Origin of the sequence: Peptoanaerobacter stomatis, assembly GCF_000238095.2 — a bacterium.
Classification (GTDB): Bacteria; Bacillota; Clostridia; order Peptostreptococcales; family Filifactoraceae; genus Peptoanaerobacter; species Peptoanaerobacter stomatis_A.
This window is the reverse complement of sequence record NZ_JH815225.1, coordinates 1579652-1598203: the sequence shown is the minus strand read 5'-3', so window position 1 is coordinate 1598203 and position 18552 is coordinate 1579652. Positions and strand designations below refer to the sequence as shown.

Sequence of the window (18552 nt, the reverse complement as noted above, 5' to 3'; positions counted from 1 at the left end):
GCTGAGAGAAGTCAAATTTTAATTGAGAGTTTGATCCTGGCTCAGGATGAACGCTGGCGGCGTGCCTAACACATGCAAGTCGAACGAAGTCATATGTGAAGTTTTCGGATGGAATATAAGACTTAGTGGCGGACGGGTGAGTAACACGTAAGTAATCAACCTATAACACACGAATAACTAATAGAAATGTTAGCTAATACGAGATAAAATATATGATATGGGAATATTGTATATCAAAGCTGAGGCGGTTATAGACGAGCTTGCGTCTGATTAGCTAGTTGGTGGGGTAAAAGCCTACCAAGGCGACGATCAGTAGCCGACCTGAGAGGGTGAACGGCCACATTGGAACTGAGAGACGGTCCAAACTCCTACGGGAGGCAGCAGTGGGGGATATTGCACAATGGGGGGAACCCTGATGCAGCAACGCCGCGTGAACGAAGAAGGCCCTAGGGTCGTAAAGTTCTGTCGTATGGGAAGAAAAAAATGACAGTACCATACAAGAAAGCCCCGGCTAACTACGTGCCAGCAGCCGCGGTAATACGTAGGGGGCAAGCGTTATCCGGAATTACTGGGCGTAAAGGGTGCGTAGGCGGCTTGTTAAGTCAAGGTTAAAAGGCAGTAGCTCAACTACTGTTCGGCCTTGAAACTATTAAGCTTGAGTATAGGAGAGGAAAGTGGAATTCCCAGTGTAGCGGTGAAATGCGTAGATATTGGGAGGAATACCGGTGGCGAAGGCGACTTTCTGGACTAAAACTGACGCTGAGGCACGAAAGTGTGGGTAGCAAACAGGATTAGATACCCTGGTAGTCCACACCGTAAACGATGAACACTAGGTGTCGGGAGGAATCTCGGTGCCGGCGCAAACGCAATAAGTGTTCCGCCTGGGGAGTACGTTCGCAAGAATAAAACTCAAAGGAATTGACGGGGACCCGCACAAGTAGCGGAGCATGTGGTTTAATTCGAAGCAACGCGAAGAACCTTACCTAAGCTTGACATGGGGATGAAAAGCGATGTAAAGTCGTAATAATACCTTCGGGTATACATCCCACACAGGTGGTGCATGGTTGTCGTCAGCTCGTGTCGTGAGATGTTGGGTTAAGTCCCGCAACGAGCGCAACCCCTATTAATAGTTGCCAGTGCGTAAAGGCAGGCACTCTAGTAAGACAGTTAGGGATAACCTAAAGGAAGGTGGGGATGACGTCAAATCATCATGCCCCTTATGCTTAGGGCTACACACGTGCTACAATGGCCGTAACAAAGAGAAGCGAATCTGTGAAGAAGAGCAAACCTGAAAAAAACGGTCCAAGTTCGGATTGTAGGCTGAAACTCGCCTACATGAAGTCGGAGTTACTAGTAATCGCAAATCAGAATGTTGCGGTGAATGCGTTCCCGGGTCTTGTACACACCGCCCGTCACACCATGGGAGCTGAGGGCACCCAAAGTCAGTGATCTAACGAAAGAAGAAGCTGCCTAAGGTGAACTTAGTAACTGGGGTGAAGTCGTAACAAGGTAGCCGTATCGGAAGGTGCGGCTGGATCACCTCCTTTCTAAGGAGAAAAAAGTTTACTATCCGATTTTTGTTGTTCATAAAACAACAAAAAATATAATTTTGTTTCAGATACGAGTATAACGAGGCAAGCGAGCAAAGGACGAAGGAGCATACTAAAGTATGTAACTGAGTACAGATGCGAAACTTAACGAAGTTAGACGAAGTATATCAAACGAAATGAAATTTGTACAATGAAAACTGCATATCATCAAAGTATAAAACGCAGACAAAAAGGAAGAAAGACAAAAATAAAATATTAAGTCTTTCCGAATAAAAAGTCAAAGGATTATACAATTTACACCAAGTAAACAAATAGCAAGGTCAACTTAGAGAAAACTAAGGATAAAAAAACGAAAAGGTTAAGGAAGAAAGAGCATAAGGTGAATGCCTTGGTGATTAGAGCCGAAGAAGGACGTGGCAAGCTGCGAAAAGCTATGATAAGGAGCAAACATCCGTTATAGTCATAGATATCCGAATGAGGAAACTCACTTAATAGAGATATTAAGTATCCATTACTGAATAAATAGGTAATAGGAAGGGAACCCGCCGAACTGAAACATCTAAGTAGGTGGAGGAAAAGAAAGAAACATCGATTCCCAAAGTAGCGGCGAGCGAAATGGGAGGAGCCCAAACCATATAAGGAAACTTAAATGGGGTAAGGACTATCAAGAAAGTGACGAGGTATTGAAGAAGAAGTAGTCTGGGAAGCTACACCAAAGACGGTAAAAGTCCGGTAATCGAAACAAGAAGACGCACGAGATAGTACCAGAGTATCGTAGGACACGAGGAACCCTGCGAGAAGAAAGGGGGACCACCCCCAAAGGCTAAATACTACTAATCAACCGATAGAGAAAAGTACCGTGAGGGAAAGGTGAAAAGAACCCCGGGAGGGGAGTGAAAGAGAACCTGAAACCATATGCTTACAAACAGATGGAGCGATAAGTGACATCGTACTTTTTGTAGAACGGGCCAACGAGTTATGCTGTAAAGCAAGGAAAAGAAATTAAGTTTCAAATCCAAAGCGAAAGCGAGTCTGAAAAGGGCGATAAGTTATACAGCATAGACCCGAAACCGGGCGACCTACCCATGAGCAGGTTGAAGTTTCAGTAACATGAAATGGAGGACCGAACCCACGAACGTTGAAAAGTTCGGGGATGACTTGTGGGTAGAGGTGAAATTCCAATCGAGCTCGGAGATAGCTGGTTCTCTTCGAAATAGCTTTAGGGCTAGCGTCTTAAAAAAAAGTATATTGGGGGTAGAGCACTGAATGCTCTAGGGGCCGTATAGGTTACCGAAAGCTATCAAACTGCGAATACCAATATATGATAAAAGGCAGTCAGACTATGAGTGATAAGATCCATAGTCAAGAGGGAAAAAGCCCAGACCAACAGCTAAGGTCCCCAAATGTATGTTAAGTGGAAAAGGATGTGAAATTGCACAGACAACCAGGATGTTGGCTTAGAAGCAGCCATACATTAAAAGAGTGCGTAATAGCTCACTGGTCGAGTGGTTTTGCGCCGAAAATTACCGGGGCTCAAACATACTACCGAAGCTTTGGATTCACGCAAGACGTGAGTGGTAGAAGAGCATCGTATGATAGGACGAAGCAGAATCGAAAGAGACTGTGGACAAGATACGAGAGAGAATGTTGGCATGAGTAGCGAGATGTGTGTGAGAATCACACAGGCCGAAAACCCAAGGATTCCTGAGGAAGGTTCGTCCGCTCAGGGTAAGTCGGGGCCTAAGGCGAGGCAGAGATGCGTAGCTGATGGATAACAGGTTAAGATTCCTGTACCTACGAGTATCGCCAAAGAGGAGAAGGAATGACGCAGGAGGATAGTTAAAGCGTGCGACTGGAAGAGCACGTCCAAGCAGCAAGTTAGAGTATAAAGGCAAATCCGTATGCTTGATAATATGAGCTGTGAAGGGGAGCGAATAAAGTAGCGAAGTTAATGATTTCACACTGACAGGAAAAGTTTCTATCCAGATACAAGTAGCCCGTACCGAAAACCGACACAGGTGGGTAAGGTGAGAAACCTAAGGCCAGCGAGAGAACTGTTGTTAAGGAACTCGGCAAAATGACCCCGTAACTTAGGGAGAAGGGGTGCCTACGAGAGTAGGCCACAGAAAAAAGGCCCAAGCGACTGTTTACCAAAAACATAGGTCTCTGCGAAACCGAAAGGTGAAGTATAGGGGCTGACGCCTGCCCGGTGCTGGAAGGTTAAGAGGAGAGTTTAGAGAAATCGAAGATTTGAATTTAAGCCCCAGTAAACGGCGGCCGTAACTATAACGGTCCTAAGGTAGCGAAATTCCTTGTCGGGTAAGTTCCGACCCGCACGAAAGGCGTAACGATTTGGGCACTGTCTCAACAACAGACTCGGTGAAATTGTAGTACCGGTGAAGATGCCGGAAACCTGCGACAGGACGGAAAGACCCCATGGAGCTTTACTGTAGCTTAGTATTGAATTTATGTAATTAATGTACAGAATAGGTGGGAGGCAGAGAATGTAGGTCGTCAGATTTACAGGAGCCAACTTTGGGATACCACCCTTTGATTATGTGAGTTCTAACCGGAACCTTTGAAGCAAGGTACGGGACAGTGCTTGGCGGACAGTTTGACTGGGGCGGTCGCCTCCCAAAGAGTAACGGAGGCGTCCAAAGGTTCCCTCAGCATGGTCGGAAATCATGCGAAGAGTGCAAAGGCAAAAGGGAGCTTGATTGCGAGACTAACAAGTCGAGCAAAGACGAAAGTCGGGCTTAGTGATCCGGTGGTAGAAAGTGGAATTGCCATCGCTCAACGGATAAAAGCTACCCTGGGGATAACAGGCTGATCTCCCCCAAGAGTTCACATCGACGGGGAGGTTTGGCACCTCGATGTCGGCTCATCACATCCTGGGGCTGGAGTAGGTCCCAAGGGTTGGGCTGTTCGCCCATTAAAGTGGTACGCGAGCTGGGTTCAGAACGTCGTGAGACAGTTCGGTCCCTATCCGTCGCAGGCGTAGGATATTTGAGAGGAGCTATCCTTAGTACGAGAGGACCGGGATGGACGCACCACTGGTGTACCAGTTGTCTTGCCAAAGGCACAGCTGGGTAGCTATGTGCGGAACGGATAAGTGCTGAAGGCATCTAAGCACGAAGCCAACCTCAAGATAAGATATCCCATTCGAAAGAAGTAAGACCCCATTAAGAGTAAGTGGTAGATAGGCAAGAAGTGTAAGTGCAGTAATGTATTAAGCTAACTTGTACTAATAGGTCGAGGACTTAACCTACTAATATAAGGTATTTTCAAAGATATGCGAGTAGTATGAGGCAAACAAGTGAGTAAGGAAGGAGCATACTAAGCTATGTGACTGACGAGCGATACGAAGTTTAACGAAGTATATGTTTGAAAAGAGATGATATGCAGTTTTGATTGTGCAAAGTACAATCAGATAAAATATTTCGATGTTATGTGATCTATATCAATCGAAAGAAACAATATGGTTATAAAAGAGGAGAGGATACACCTGTACCCATACCGAACACAGAAGTTAAGCTCTTCATCGCTGATGGTACTTAGACCGCAGGGTCTTGGGAGAGTAGGTCATAGCCAATTGGATAAAGGAGGCAGGCATTTATGCTTGTCTTTTTTTATTGCTTTTTTTCTCTTTTTTATTTATTATATATGTATATTGTATAAGTTTATTTTGATTAAAGAAAAATTTTCAATATACTATTATAACCATAATTACTGGAGGGGTTATGAGATATTTTGCTTTATTTTTAGGGAAAATAATTTTTTTCTTGCTTAAAATATTGGGTAGAAGTGGAGGCTCTCTTCCCGGAAAAACTGCCATAAGATTTTGTCCGGATATGCTTTCATATTTTAAGTATCCGAAGATAACAGTACTTGTTACAGGTACTAATGGTAAGACTTCAACGTCAAATATAATTGCTAATATCTTTAAAAGAGCAGGATATAAGACAGTTTCCAATTCTAAAGGCGATAATATAATAAACGGAATAACAAGTCTACTTATAAAAAATTCAAATTTTGCTTTTGAAATAATGGCAGATGCTCTTATCATAGAAGTAGATGAACTTACATTGGCAAAACAGCTAAAAAATATAAAAGCAAGTGATATAGTTATAACAAATTTTTTTAGAGATCAATTAGACAGAGCAGGAGAAATGGAGAGCATAATTTTAAAAATCTCTAAAGCGATGGAAAATTATAAAGGTAGATTATTTTTGAACGAAGATGATCCCAATGTAAAAAGATTCTCTAAAATATCAAAAGATATAAAAATTGTAAGTTTCGGTCTTGATAAAGAAAAAAATGCGAATACGGAAAATTTTGATGCAAAAGAAGGTAAATTTTGTCCTATTTGTAATGGTATACTTGAATATGAGTATTATCAGTATTCACATATAGGCAAATATCATTGTAAAAATTGTGATTTTAAATCAGATATACCTGATTATCTGGCAAAAAATATAAATTATGAAGATAACACGTTTGAATTAGAAGTCAGTGCTAATAGTGAAAAAGAATTTGATGAAATATCAAACAAAAAGATAGAAAAATACAAAACTTCTATAAATGCTACTTATCATATATATAATCTTGTATCTGCACTTGCTGTATGCAAAACTTATGGTATAAGTTCAGATGATATAAATACAGTATTCAAAAACTTCAACCTTGGAATAGGCAGAATGGAAAAAATAAATATAGGAGATAAAAAGATACTCTTAAACTTAGTAAAAAATCCGACAGGTTGTAATGAAATAATCAAATATATAGGAAATAATGAGAATGAAAAAGCATTGATATTCTTGTTAAATGATAATCATGCAGATGGCAGAGATATTTCGTGGATATGGGATGTAAATTTTGAACAGATTAATAATTTAAAATATGCTATAATTACAGGTAAACGTGCATATGAAGCTGCTGTAAGATTCAAAATCTCAAATATATCGGAAAATATTTCAGTTGAAAAAGATATCGATAAAGCCATTGCAAAAATGCTTGATACAAATATGGATATGTATGTTATTTCAACATATACAGGCTTATTTGATATAAGGAAAAAACTTTTAGACTTTAAAGCATAAAAATGGAAGCAAAGAATGTATGAATATCAAAAAATATTGTACGTTTAAAATTAGATCAATGGATTTTAACATTATTCTTCATTGGAAGTATAATATAGTTTTGATTTATATATGATTTGTTTTTATGTTATTATAATTTTAAAGATTTTTGGCATAAGATGTTTGAATATACCTGTAATATCAGGAAATAATAGCTATTTTAAAATATAAATAGAAAATAGAGGTATTTATGGAGCTTAAATTATTGCATCTTTATCACGATATTATGGATTTGTATGGGGATAAAGGAAATATAAAGACATTGGAATATAGATGTAAGATGAGAAATATAGATTTTATTTATGATACCTGCTCTATAGGTGAACAAAAAGACTATTCCTCATACAATCTTATATTCATGGGTGGAGGAGCAGACAAAGAGCAGTTGATGCTTTCACAGGATTTGCAAAATAAAAGAGAAGGGCTTGAAAAAGCCTTGAAAGATAATGTGTTTTTTTTGCTTATATGTGGTGGATATCAGTTGTTTGGTCAATATTATGTAAATGCGAACGGAGAAAAAATACAAGGCTTGAAATTTTTTCCATACAGAACAGAAAAATCACAAAAAAATGACAGATGTATAGGTAATATCTATATTGATGTGGAATTAGGAGACGATAAATTCAAGGTTTTAGGTTTTGAAAATCATGGCGGTCAAACTTATGACGCAGATGACAAGTATTTTGGAAAAGTTATATTTGGCAACGGTAACCATTATAATTCAAAGTATGAAGGCTTTTTTGATAAAAATGTCATTGGTACTTATATGCACGGTCCTCTATTGCCTAAAAACCCCAATTTAGCAGATTTTATAATAAAAAAATCCCTGTCGAAGGATTATAAAGAAGTAGAGTTGTCTGCCTTAGATGACAGTTTTGAGAATATGGCAAAGCAAGAGTTATTATATAATTTAGGATATAAGGAAGTGTAATATAATGAAAAAACCATTATTAATAGGAATAACAGGAGGTACAGGCTCGGGCAAGACTACAGTTGCAAAAGCTTTACATGAGGCATTTAAGAATAATAGTGTAACTATGATTATGCAAGATTATTACTACAAAGACCAAGGGCATCTTAGCTTTGAAGAAAGGCTGTCTACCAATTATGACCATCCTAACGCATTTGATACAGAGCTTATGATAGAGCATTTGAAATCTTTATTAAAAGGAGATAGCATAAGAGTACCTATTTATGATTTTACAATGTATACAAGAAAAAAAGAAACTGTATTGATAGAGCCTGCGGATATCATAATATTGGAAGGTATTCTTTTATTAGAAAACGAAAAAATCAGAGAATTGTTGGATATGAAGATATATGTAGATACAGACGCAGATATAAGGATACTTAGAAGATTGATGAGAGATATGAAAGAGCGTGGTAGAAGTGTTGACTCAGTAGTTAATCAATACTTAGATGTAGTACGTCCAATGCATCTTCAATTCATAGAGCCCAGCAAAAAATATGCAGATATAATAATACCTGAAGGCGGTAAAAATAAAGTAGCCATAGATATAATAATAGGGAGCATAAAACAATATTTGAGAAATGACTAACACTTTTTATAAATTGATAATAAGTATTGAAAAATATGGGTATAATAAAAATATAAAAAATTGATAGAAAAAGGAGAAACAAAAAATGAAAAACAAGTCTAAAATTTTATTTATTTTTATGATTTTGCTAACTATGTTGTTTACAGCGTGTACAAGCACTAATCAAAAAGAAGTGAAACCCGACGATTCCAAAACTCAACAAGGCGAAATAAAAACAGATGAAGGTAAATCATCAAGCGACTCTAAAGTAAACATCGTATTTAGAGATGGAGTTACGGCGCTTACACTTGCCAAGATGATGGATGAAAAGGCAATCGAAAATATAAATTATGATATGGTAGCATCACCTGATGTTTTGACTTCAAAAGTTTTGAACAAAGAGGCTGATATAGCGATAGTACCGTCCAACTTTGCAGCGACAGCATACAACAAAGGACTTGGATATAAGATAGTAGGTACAAGTGTTTGGGGAAATGCCTATATATTATCTAAAGATGAAAGTGTAAAAACTTTAGCAGATATAAAAGGAAAAAAATTGACACTTTTTGCAAAAGGTTTGACACCTGATTTGATGACGAGATTTGCTTTGAAATCTAATGGAATTGATCCTGATAAAGATGTTGAGATGGAATATTTGTCATCTCCTACAGAAATAGCACCGGCATTTTTGGGAGGAAAAGCTGATATAGTTGTAGCACCTGAGCCTATGGCAACAGCGATAACACTTAAAGATGAAAAAGCTGTAAGACTTGCAAGCTTGAATGAAGAGGCAAAAAAAGCCGGAATGGAAAACGGATATCCTCAAGCCACACTTATAGTAAAAGAAGAACTTATTGAAAAAGATAAAGATTTAGTGGATACAATTATAGCAAGCTATGAAAATTCAATTAAATGGGCAGTTGAAAACAAAGAAGGCTTGGCCACATTAAGTGAAATGTATGAATTGGGAGTACAAAAACCGGCTGTCATCAAAGGGCTTGAAAATATGAACATAGGTAACTTTGTGATTACAAGCACAAAAGATTATGATAAATATTTTGAAATATTAAAAGAGGACAACCCTCAAAATATAGGCGGTAAAATACCGGACTTAAACGCATATTATGAAAAATAAAAAATTAAAAATTTCAGTGTTTATAATATTTTTAGCTATCTGGCAGATAAGCTCTATGATTGTAAACTCTGAAGTTATAATTCCAAGCATAAGCGCAACTATCAAACAAATAGTTGTTGTAATTAGTGAAGATGATTTTTATTTAACCATATTAAACAGTTTATTGAGGAGCATTACAGGTTTTTTGACAGCTGTAATGCTCGGCGTTTTTTCAGGAGTATTATCTTTTTGCAACAAATTTTTAAAAGAAATATTCACATTTATAACCCAAATATGTGCAAGTGTACCGACAGTTGCAATTATACTTTTGTTGCTCATATGGTTAAGACCTAATTTTGTGAGTATGCTTATAGGCTGTATAATGGTGTTTCCTATGATATATCAAAGCGTATTTTGCAGTATGTATGATTATGACAAAAATATAATAAAGATGTTGGACGTATATAACATAGATTTAAAAAAAAGAATAAAAAAAATATATATGCCTAAGATATTTATAGATCTAAAAAAAATAATACCTACATCATTTTCTATAAACTTTAAGATGGTAATAGCAGGAGAAGTAATATCACAACCCAAATACGCAATAGGCAGTAAGTTGTATTTAGAAAAAATTTACATAAATACTGCAGGTGTATTTTCGTGGATAGTCATAATATTATTTTTGTCATTTTTAATAGATAAAATTTTAAACTATATATTATCGGTGAAAAAATATTAATTTTGTAATATATAATGATATGATTATATATTACAATTAAAAAATATAATGCTCAGATATATTTTGCTTGAGCACTTTCTATAAATATCTGAAAAACAGATGTATAAAAGTGTTATCAGTATTGATTGCAAAATAAATTTGAGCATATTTTAATTTAATACTAATAAAATTATGGATAAATAATACACATTAATACAAATGCTTTATTTTAAAAATAAATTATTATAAATTTTTATTATCCTATAAGATTTTAGTATTAGCTAATAAATTTTTAAAAATAGTAATATCCATTATTCTATTAAGTTTTAGTATAAATATATTTTTTAGTATTATATACTGCCATATACTATTGCTGTGTGCTCTTTTTCTATTGCCAATGCACCGCACTTATATAAAATTATTCCGTCAAATTCAGCTTTATATATGCTTTTTACATTTGAGAAAACATCTTCTATTCTATACAGTTCTTCGTCTTTTTTCACTCTTTCACCAACTTTTTTATGGCTTATGAAAAAACCGTCCATATCTGCCGTTTTGTATATAGATTTTTTTATTATTTGAGTCATTTTATATTCTTTTGAACAGTTTTTGTAATCATAAATACCTTGTGAGCACAATATATTTTTAACATCATTTACAAAATTATCCACTTCATCTCTATCAACATTGCCCATTTGTCCACGCTCCATAAGTAATGCGGGTTTATTTAAGATAGCCATATATCCGTAAAGTGCTTTTGAGCTTTCTACAGGCACTGCATATGGTATATCTGTCTTGTTTGCAAACTCTATACATCTTTTTTCTTGTGATTTGATATAGTATAAGTGAGGTGTGAGTTCTTCTTGTAAATCCCCTGAATGTAAGTCTAATGCAAAATCAGATATTTTTGCAAAATTTTCGCACAAAAAATATGCTATCTGCTCTGATTTAGTACCGTTTTTATCTCCAGGCATAACTTTGTTCAAATTTTTGTTATCTTGTGGTACGATGAATGGAATTCTCTTTCTAAATGCTTCTACATTTAAAAGGTTTGCAATTATTATATTACCTGTTACATCATTTGCATCTATTTCCTTTGAAAGTCTTCTTGCAGTTTCTATAGCTGTATATTCACAGGCATGTACTCCGGCTGTTATAAGCGCTGTCAGTCCTTGTTTTTTGCCTTTTATAAATGTGAAGGGTATTTGTTCAAAATCATCATTTATTTTTAAAAACACCTGTTTTTTCTCACAGCAATTCATATTTTCTAAAATCATAATGCCTCCTTATATAACTATAACAACTTATATTAATTAGATATTATATGTAAATGGTAATTAATATTTATAAAATTCATTATAACTATATAAATAAAATTATACAATAGAAAAAAAATCTCCATATTTATAATAAGGAGATTTTTTATATGAGTTTTAAATAAGCTATAAAGAATTATTTTTCGTTTAATTTCATTGATTCTACTATTGCATCAGCTAAGTCGTCCAAATCAGATTCTTTATCTTTTTTAAGCGCTGAGTTTACAGTAACCATTGGGTCTAATATATTTATCATTTTCATTTCTTCGTCTAAGAAGTTGCTTATTAATTGACCTGACTTAGGTGCCCAAGATCCGTTTTCTATTACTGATATTGTTCTGTTTTGTACATTTAATGCTTTCATATCATGCAAGTAGTTAAGCATTTTCGGATATATACCTAAGTTGTAAGTTACTGATGCCAATACAACATGGCTGAATCTGAATGTTTCTGATATAAGATATGATACGTCTGTATTAGATACGTCATATAGGTGTACGTTTGACATTCCTCTTTCGCAAAGCTTAGTTGCAAGTGCTTGTGCTGTATACTCTGTGTTTCCGTACATTGAAGCGTATGCTATTAATACACCTTTTTCTTCAGGTACATAAGTTGACCATTTATTATATTTATCTAATATATAATCAAAATTGTTTCTCCAAACAAGTCCGTGCAACGGGCAGATATATTTTACTTTAGGTAATAGCGGAGCAGCTTTTTTTAGTAGTGCTTGTACGAATTGTCCGTATTTACCTACTATGTTAGTATAATATCTTCTTGCTTCGTCCAACCAATCTCTGTCGAAGTTTACTTCGTCATTGAATAATTTTCCGTCTAATGCTATGAATGAACCGAACGCATCAGCTGAGAACAAAGCTCCGTTTGTTAAATCAAGTGTAATCATAGCTTCAGGCCAGTGTACCATAGGTGCTTCTAAAAATGCTACTTTATGTTTACCAAATTCAAATGTATCGCCTTCTTTTACTTCTATTTCTCTACCTTCAACGTGATAATTGAATTGACGCATAAACATAAATGCTTTTTCTGTTGATATTATTTTACAATTTGGATATCTTATTACTATTTCTTCTATTGAACCGCAATGGTCAGGTTCCATATGATTTACTACAAGATAATCAAGTGGTCTGCCTTTTAATACGCTTTCTATATTTTCTAAAAATTCTCTTGTCACAGCCCAGTCAACTGTATCGAAAAGTACAGTTTTTTCATCTAATAATAGGTATGAGTTATATGAAACGCCTTTTGTTAAAGGGTGTATATTTTCAAATAGTGCTAAGCGATGGTCATTTCCACCGACCCAGTATAAGTTTTCAGTTATATTTCTTACACAAAACATTGTAATCCTCCTGTTATAATAATCTTATCTATACGATTTTGACTTTATACAGCGATTTAAAATTTGCGATTATTTGAAAAGATGTAATTAAACAATAATTCAAGTTAACTATAAAGTAAAAATATTTATAAGATGAAATTTTATCTAATCAAAAATCATATTTTCAAATTTTATTTTTAAATCGCTGTATTAAAATATTCATAAATTATTGTGCATATGGGAATTCTAATTCTATAAAGCCTGATTTTTCTTCACCGCACTCAGGGCAAGTCCATTCATCAGGAATATTTTTGAATTCTGTTCCGGGATCTATTTCGCCTTCCAAATCTCCAACCATTGGATTATATTCATATCCGCAACCGTTGCATACATATAATTTATAATTAGGTGCCAATTTTTCAGGTTTTGAACGTTTCATTTTTTTCATTGGAGGTGCATCTTTCTTCTTACCTGTGTCTAAGGCTTTTATAAGAAGAGGTAAGATTTCAGCTAAATCTCCAACTATACCGTAGTCGCAATTTTTGAATATAGGTGCATTACCGTTTTTATTTATAGCTACTATTGTAGTTGCATTTTTTATACCTTTTAGATGTTGAGAAGCTCCTGATATACCGCAAGCTATATATAGATTACCTTTGAATGTTTGTCCTGACATACCTACATATCTGTTAAGCGGAACATATTTTAGAGTTTCTGCTACAGGTCTTGATGAACCTATTGAAGCTCCTGCATTTTTAGCAAGGTCTTCAATCAATTTCATATTTTTCTTATCGCCTATACCTTTACCTGCTGATACAACCCTTTCTGATAATTGTATTGGAGTATCAAGAGGTATACCTACTGTGAAGTCGTATCCGTCTTTTTTTAGTGCTGCAACAAGTGCATCTACTTGTTCTTTTGCTGTTCCGTCTTTAAATATTGTTCTCTTTCTGTCGCCTGTTACTGATTTTCTTTGTATAACTGCAGATTTTACGGATTTATTTGATTTTGGAGGTCTTCCGATTATATGAGATGCTATTACGACTCTCATTATTTCGTTTGTTCCTTCATATATTGTAGTTATTTTGGCATCACGATAGAATCTTTCAACATCCATACCTTTAAGGTATCCACTACCGCCGTATATTTGAAGAGCATCGTTACATACTTCTAATGCTATGTCTGATGCGTATTTTTTAGCCATAGCTGCTTCCATAGAATAATCTGCATGAGCTTCTTTTAAGTCTGCTGCTGAATACACAAGAAGTCTTGCTGATCTTAGTTTTGTAGCCATATCTGCAAATTTGAACTGAATAGCTTGTTGGAATGCTATAGGTTTACCGAACTGTACTCTTTGTTTTGAGTATGCAAGTGCAGATTCATAAGCGCCTTGTGCAATACCTAAGGCTTGAGATGCAATACCTATTCTTCCTCCGTCCAATGTAGCCATTGCTATTCTAAAACCTTGACCTTCTTTTCCAAGCAAGTTTTCTTTAGGAACTTTTACATTGTTGAATATTAATTCACAAGTTTGAGAAGAACGTATACCAAGCTTATCATAGTGATCTCCGAATGAGAAACCTTCCCAGCCTTTTTCAACTATAAATGCACTTATACCTTTTGTTCCTATTCCCGGAGTAGTAACTGCAAATACTATATAAGTATCAGCTTTTCCGGCATTAGTTATAAATATTTTTCCGCCATTTAATATATAATAATCTCCGTCAAGTTCAGCCGTAGTTTCTGTACCACCTGCATCAGAACCGGCTTCTGATTCTGTAAGACCGAAAGCACCTATTTTTTCACCTTTTGCAAGAGGAACAAGGTATTTTTTCTTTTGTTCTTCTGTTCCAAATGCAGCAATAGGATATGTTCCAAGTGAAGTATGAGCCGATAATATAACGCCTACTCCACCATCAACTCTTGACAACTCTTCAACAGCGATTGCATAGCTTATAACGTCTAAGCCTGCTCCGCCGTATTCCTTAGGATAAGGTATACCCATTATGCCGAGTTCACCCATTTTTTTGACAACTTCATCAGGAAACTCATTGTTTTGGTCAAGTTCAAATGCTATAGGTTTTACTTCTTTTTCTGCAAATTCTCTTACTTTTTTACGAAACGCCTCGTGTTCTTGTGTTGTAGTATACAACATATTACTGCCTCCTTAAATTTTCAAAAATATAAATGCGCAATATACATTAAAATATATTTTATAAATAGACTAACTGATAATTACAACATACCCATAAATAAATTATTTATCTATTTAAACTCAGAATAATTTTGATTTTTTTAAAATATCTTAATTGTTAATGAAACTTTTATATATAATATTTTTAAAAATAAATTACATTTTCAACAAATTAATCAAATATATAAAAGATATTGTAGTTTAAATTATATTCATATCTTTTTTGTATTTTGCACATATTTACTACAAAAAAAGTATAGTTTTAAAATAAAAAAATATTAAAATATTCATCATTTATTAAAAAAACTAATACGATACAATATATTTTACTATAAATTATAGAAAAGTTGAGTAAGATATCATCTTCTATTAAAACTTTTATACTAAAGAAAACCATATCCCAAACTTACATATAAAATACTACCACAATAAAAAAATAAGGTCAAGTATAATTATTAACTTTTAAAAAAAATTTTGCTCTAAAAATAAAAATTATACTGAAGATTTCTATGATGTTAAAGGCTATTAAAACTATAAGATATACTCATAATATAGCTAAATGAGCGTATAATAAAAATACGAAATGGAATGTATTTGATTATAGATATATTTACATTTTAGCAATTCCTTTAATCAAATACATTCAACTCATTTTTTATATCAATATTAAACTCTGATAGGATAATAGATAATTTATATGAGAAAGTAATAAATGTTGTTAGATTTTATTGAATTTATAAAATCCTATTTATCTATAGTTTTATTGAGTTTTATACTAAATTCTTTAAAAATTTATATTTTTTGAAATAACAAATTATATAAACTTTAGAGATTTTATAGTTTGTTATAGTGTATTATATGTTTTAAAAATTATTCATAAAAATATAATAAGTTTCTATCCTTTATAATATATAAGAATATGGCTTTTAAAAACGGTATAAGGCTGAGTATAGCCATAATAACAGCTAAAGGGGATTCGGCTCTTTTATATAGGTTGTAAAATGCGAATATTATAAGTATAGTTGATACAAGCCAAAGTATAAACGGAGATTTATCGCCGAAACCGCCCATTATTCTAAGTATTACCAATATAATGCCTAACCATTGTGCCGGTAAATCTATTGAAAGCAATTTTGTATCTCCTGCCAATAATCCTACTAAATACAAATTAACTACAGGTATCCAAGCAAGTATAGCTTTGTCTTGATGACCATTGTTCATAGCCAATTTGTACAGCGATATTCCTGTCAAAAGATAAGTTGCGATTAACACTACTATATTGATTGTAGTTATTATCGCTGCACCTAAGAACAGACTTAAATAACCCAAAGCCATTAATCCTAATAAATCATATCCCATAAGTTTTCTCCTTTCTGATATTAAATTCATATAGCTAAATTAATTATATATTTGTTATACCTTATTAACATTAAATTAATTATAAAAATATATTAAATTATTAATACATTTTTTGATTTTGAAATTTATGAAAGTGGAGTAATATATATGATATAAAAAATAAACCGTATAATCACTATAATATCAATAATTATACGGTTTATGAAAGCTTAATTTATTTTTGTGATTTTTCCGCTTGCAAAATCCATTTTGTATGTTTCTTCTACTTCGTTTTCTTTTACTGTGTATTTAGCGCTTTTGCTTGTAATGCTCAATATATGCGTGCAGTAAAAAGGCTTTGATATTTGTTTTTTGCCTGATAAATCTTCGCTCATCTCATATATACAGTAACTTCCGTCAGATTTTTTTGCTGCATAGTAGAGCTTGTTGTTTTCGACTGTTAATGTATTTGCAAATTTTTCTATAACTTTTATATTTTTTCCGTTTAAGTCGCTTGAATATAATGTGTCTGTTTCTTTATTTCGTGAAGTTTTTTTGTAGAATATCTTGTTGTCGGATAAGTGTATTTCTCCTGCATCTTCAATTATTTTTGATGTTTTGCCGGTTTTTAAGTTCAATTTATATAATGGTGATATTGTTTCTTCGGCAACTTCTCCGTCTGATATTTGAAAATATAGATAATCGTCTCTCACTGCATTTATAAATCCAGGGGAATTCGATTTTTTGCTGTATAATACTTTTGATGAGTTGTCAGTTAAATTTGTATATATTATGTCCGTATTTGAGGTGTTGTAGTCGTTGGTTGAATAATAAAATCCTTTATCTCCTGCAAGTGCATAATATACTTTTGGCAATGAAATCACCAACTTATTGTTTTTGTTGTATACTTTTAATATAGAATTATAGTCTACATAATCAATTTTATAAGTATAGTCGCCTTTTTTCAGTGTTTTATTAGCATTGCTTATAGCTGAAAATGTATCTTGAGCATATATAATATTGGACATTCCTAAAAATAGGGATAAAAATATTGCAAGTATCTTTGCAGATTTCATAATGTTTCTCCTTTATTATGACGGTTTTTAATGTTGAAATAAGCTTAAAATTCAATAGTAAAATAGATTATACTTATTTGTTTAATGAGTTACATTATTAATAATTTAGCTCATATACATTGGTATTTATTTGTTTTACAATCTCGATTTTTTTTGTACTGAGATTGAGTTTGTAATATTTAGTGTCATTTCCTATAACTGAATAATATATATCGGTAGGTGTTATATTATAAACGTAACCGTCTATGTTGCCTGCAAGTTGTTTTTTATCCGTTCCGTCTACGTTTGATACATATACTGTTTGTATAAAATCTTGGATTGATTCTGTAACAAAATACAGCTTTTTATTAATTACTTGGTAGTGTATTACATCATCTGATATTTTTTTTAAATTTTTGCCGTTATAGTCTATGGAGTATAATGGTTGACCGCTTACATCGGTAGTTGTAGGTCTGTAAAATATATTATTTTCTGCAAGTACAATTGAACTTGCATTTTTTGCAAGTAATTTTGTTTCTTTGTTTTTCATATTTATTTTGTAAAAATCAGTTTCATATTCTCCTTCGTGATTTTCGTCAAAAGGATATACAGTTACATATATGTATTCATCTCTTACAGCACATATATTCGGATTATTTTTAAACTCTTTTATGGAGATTTTCTTTTTTGTGCTTATATCGAATTGCATAATTTTTTTATTATAGGAATAATATATCTTTTCGTCATTCAAGACGTAATCAAGGATTTCCTGTGAATACGGAATAGAAACAACAGGCTTTGAGTTTCCTTCTACATATAAGTTGAGTCCTTTTTTTGTAGTGTATGATATAGTGTATTTGCCTTTTTTTGTTTTGCAATCAGGATAAATTTTGGAGTACTTGGCGGCTGCATTTGAAGAAGTGGAGCTTAAGATTGTAAGTATAAGCGTAAACAATAACATAAGTTTAAATTTTTTCATAAAATATTCCTCCTTTTCATTTTAAATTTGTAAATCGTTTGCTAAATTTATTTTATCATTTTAAATGGAGCATGTAAAGATTTTCACAGTTTAATTTGTCAAAATTTGCCCTAAAATCGTGTATTTACTTCGTTAGACTTCGTAGAGCTTTCGCTTGTGTAACTACAGTACACGCACTCAAGTTCCACTTGTCCGCCTCGTTCTACACGTTTTATAGAACAAATTTTACTCAAGCGTAATCAAGTATTATAAAAATTAACAATTTATATTGTT

Annotated in this window: 11 protein-coding genes and 3 rRNA genes; 8 read left to right on the top strand and 6 right to left on the bottom strand. The window is 33.6% G+C overall.

The window, feature by feature from the left end; genetic code table 11:
- The first annotated feature begins 18 nt into the window (after positions 1 to 18).
- The 8 genes from HMPREF9630_RS07020 (at position 19) to HMPREF9630_RS06985 (ending at position 10082) form a co-directional block, all read left to right on the top strand.
- Positions 19 to 1547: ribosomal RNA gene (locus HMPREF9630_RS07020) — 16S ribosomal RNA — on the top strand.
- Positions 1548 to 1906: 359 nt separating this feature from the next.
- Positions 1907 to 4818: ribosomal RNA gene (locus tag HMPREF9630_RS07015) — 23S ribosomal RNA — on the top strand.
- 209 nt (positions 4819 to 5027) lie between these two features.
- Positions 5028 to 5144: ribosomal RNA gene (gene rrf / locus HMPREF9630_RS07010) — 5S ribosomal RNA — on the top strand.
- Together the 16S, 23S and 5S rRNA genes form the textbook arrangement of a ribosomal RNA operon.
- A gap of 146 nt (positions 5145 to 5290) precedes the next feature.
- Positions 5291 to 6649 (top strand): Mur ligase family protein, encoded by a 1359-nt coding sequence (locus HMPREF9630_RS07005; protein ID WP_009527808.1) that lies wholly within the window; start codon positions 5291 to 5293, stop codon positions 6647 to 6649.
- 229 nt (positions 6650 to 6878) lie between these two features.
- Entirely contained in the window at positions 6879 to 7619 is a 741-nt protein-coding gene (locus HMPREF9630_RS07000) for a type 1 glutamine amidotransferase (protein WP_009527807.1), read from the top strand.
- A 4-nt stretch (positions 7620 to 7623) separates the two neighbouring features.
- Positions 7624 to 8247, top strand: a complete 624-nt coding sequence (gene udk / locus HMPREF9630_RS06995) for a uridine kinase (protein ID WP_009527806.1) — start codon at positions 7624 to 7626, stop codon at positions 8245 to 8247.
- Between the two features lie 85 nt (positions 8248 to 8332).
- Positions 8333 to 9361: an ABC transporter substrate-binding protein gene (locus HMPREF9630_RS06990; RefSeq protein WP_009527805.1), complete on the top strand. Its 1029-nt coding sequence runs from the start codon at positions 8333 to 8335 to the stop codon at positions 9359 to 9361.
- Positions 9351 to 10082 carry an ABC transporter permease gene (locus tag HMPREF9630_RS06985; protein ID WP_009527804.1) on the top strand — a complete coding sequence of 244 codons (732 nt, stop codon included), beginning with the start codon at positions 9351 to 9353 and terminating at the stop codon, positions 10080 to 10082. The genes HMPREF9630_RS06990 and HMPREF9630_RS06985 overlap by 11 nt, the downstream gene beginning before the upstream one ends.
- 329 nt (positions 10083 to 10411) lie before the next feature.
- Here HMPREF9630_RS06985 and HMPREF9630_RS06980 read toward each other — a convergent pair whose 3' ends face one another.
- The 6 genes from HMPREF9630_RS06980 to HMPREF9630_RS06955 form a co-directional block, all read right to left on the bottom strand.
- Complete coding sequence (locus tag HMPREF9630_RS06980) at positions 10412 to 11338, bottom strand: M14 family metallopeptidase (protein ID WP_009527803.1); 927 nt, start codon at positions 11336 to 11338, stop codon at positions 10412 to 10414.
- 175 nt (positions 11339 to 11513) lie between these two features.
- On the bottom strand, positions 11514 to 12734 hold the full coding sequence (locus HMPREF9630_RS06975; RefSeq protein ID WP_009527802.1) for an FprA family A-type flavoprotein: 1221 nt from the start codon (positions 12732 to 12734) through the stop codon (positions 11514 to 11516).
- 205 nt (positions 12735 to 12939) lie between these two features.
- Positions 12940 to 14868 carry an acyl-CoA dehydrogenase family protein gene (locus HMPREF9630_RS10235; RefSeq protein ID WP_009525437.1) on the bottom strand — a complete coding sequence of 643 codons (1929 nt, stop codon included), beginning with the start codon at positions 14866 to 14868 and terminating at the stop codon, positions 12940 to 12942.
- A gap of 909 nt (positions 14869 to 15777) precedes the next feature.
- A complete protein-coding gene (locus HMPREF9630_RS06965) occupies positions 15778 to 16266 on the bottom strand; it encodes a hypothetical protein (protein WP_009525438.1) in 489 nt (162 codons plus the stop codon).
- 209 nt (positions 16267 to 16475) lie between these two features.
- Positions 16476 to 17321, bottom strand: coding sequence for a DUF5050 domain-containing protein (locus tag HMPREF9630_RS06960; protein ID WP_009527801.1), 846 nt, complete (start codon positions 17319 to 17321; stop codon positions 16476 to 16478).
- Positions 17322 to 17418: 97 nt separating this feature from the next.
- Positions 17419 to 18279 carry a DUF5050 domain-containing protein gene (locus tag HMPREF9630_RS06955; RefSeq protein ID WP_009527800.1) on the bottom strand — a complete coding sequence of 287 codons (861 nt, stop codon included), beginning with the start codon at positions 18277 to 18279 and terminating at the stop codon, positions 17419 to 17421.
- Positions 18280 to 18552: the final 273 nt, after the last annotated feature.

What these genes read in the sequence shown, in the direction of transcription:
- HMPREF9630_RS07005 (WP_009527808.1), top strand. Translation starts at nt 5,291, where the DNA reads ATGAGATATTTTGCTTTATTTTTAGGGAAAATAATTTTTTTCTTGCTT.
- HMPREF9630_RS07000 (WP_009527807.1), top strand. Translation starts at nt 6,879, where the DNA reads ATGGAGCTTAAATTATTGCATCTTTATCACGATATTATGGATTTGTAT.
- udk (WP_009527806.1), top strand. Translation starts at nt 7,624, where the DNA reads ATGAAAAAACCATTATTAATAGGAATAACAGGAGGTACAGGCTCGGGC.
- HMPREF9630_RS06990 (WP_009527805.1), top strand. Translation starts at nt 8,333, where the DNA reads ATGAAAAACAAGTCTAAAATTTTATTTATTTTTATGATTTTGCTAACT.
- HMPREF9630_RS06985 (WP_009527804.1), top strand. Translation starts at nt 9,351, where the DNA reads ATGAAAAATAAAAAATTAAAAATTTCAGTGTTTATAATATTTTTAGCT.
- HMPREF9630_RS06980 (WP_009527803.1), bottom strand. Translation starts at nt 11,338, where the DNA reads ATGATTTTAGAAAATATGAATTGCTGTGAGAAAAAACAGGTGTTTTTA.
- HMPREF9630_RS06975 (WP_009527802.1), bottom strand. Translation starts at nt 12,734, where the DNA reads ATGTTTTGTGTAAGAAATATAACTGAAAACTTATACTGGGTCGGTGGA.
- HMPREF9630_RS10235 (WP_009525437.1), bottom strand. Translation starts at nt 14,868, where the DNA reads ATGTTGTATACTACAACACAAGAACACGAGGCGTTTCGTAAAAAAGTA.
- HMPREF9630_RS06965 (WP_009525438.1), bottom strand. Translation starts at nt 16,266, where the DNA reads ATGGGATATGATTTATTAGGATTAATGGCTTTGGGTTATTTAAGTCTG.
- HMPREF9630_RS06960 (WP_009527801.1), bottom strand. Translation starts at nt 17,321, where the DNA reads ATGAAATCTGCAAAGATACTTGCAATATTTTTATCCCTATTTTTAGGA.
- HMPREF9630_RS06955 (WP_009527800.1), bottom strand. Translation starts at nt 18,279, where the DNA reads ATGAAAAAATTTAAACTTATGTTATTGTTTACGCTTATACTTACAATC.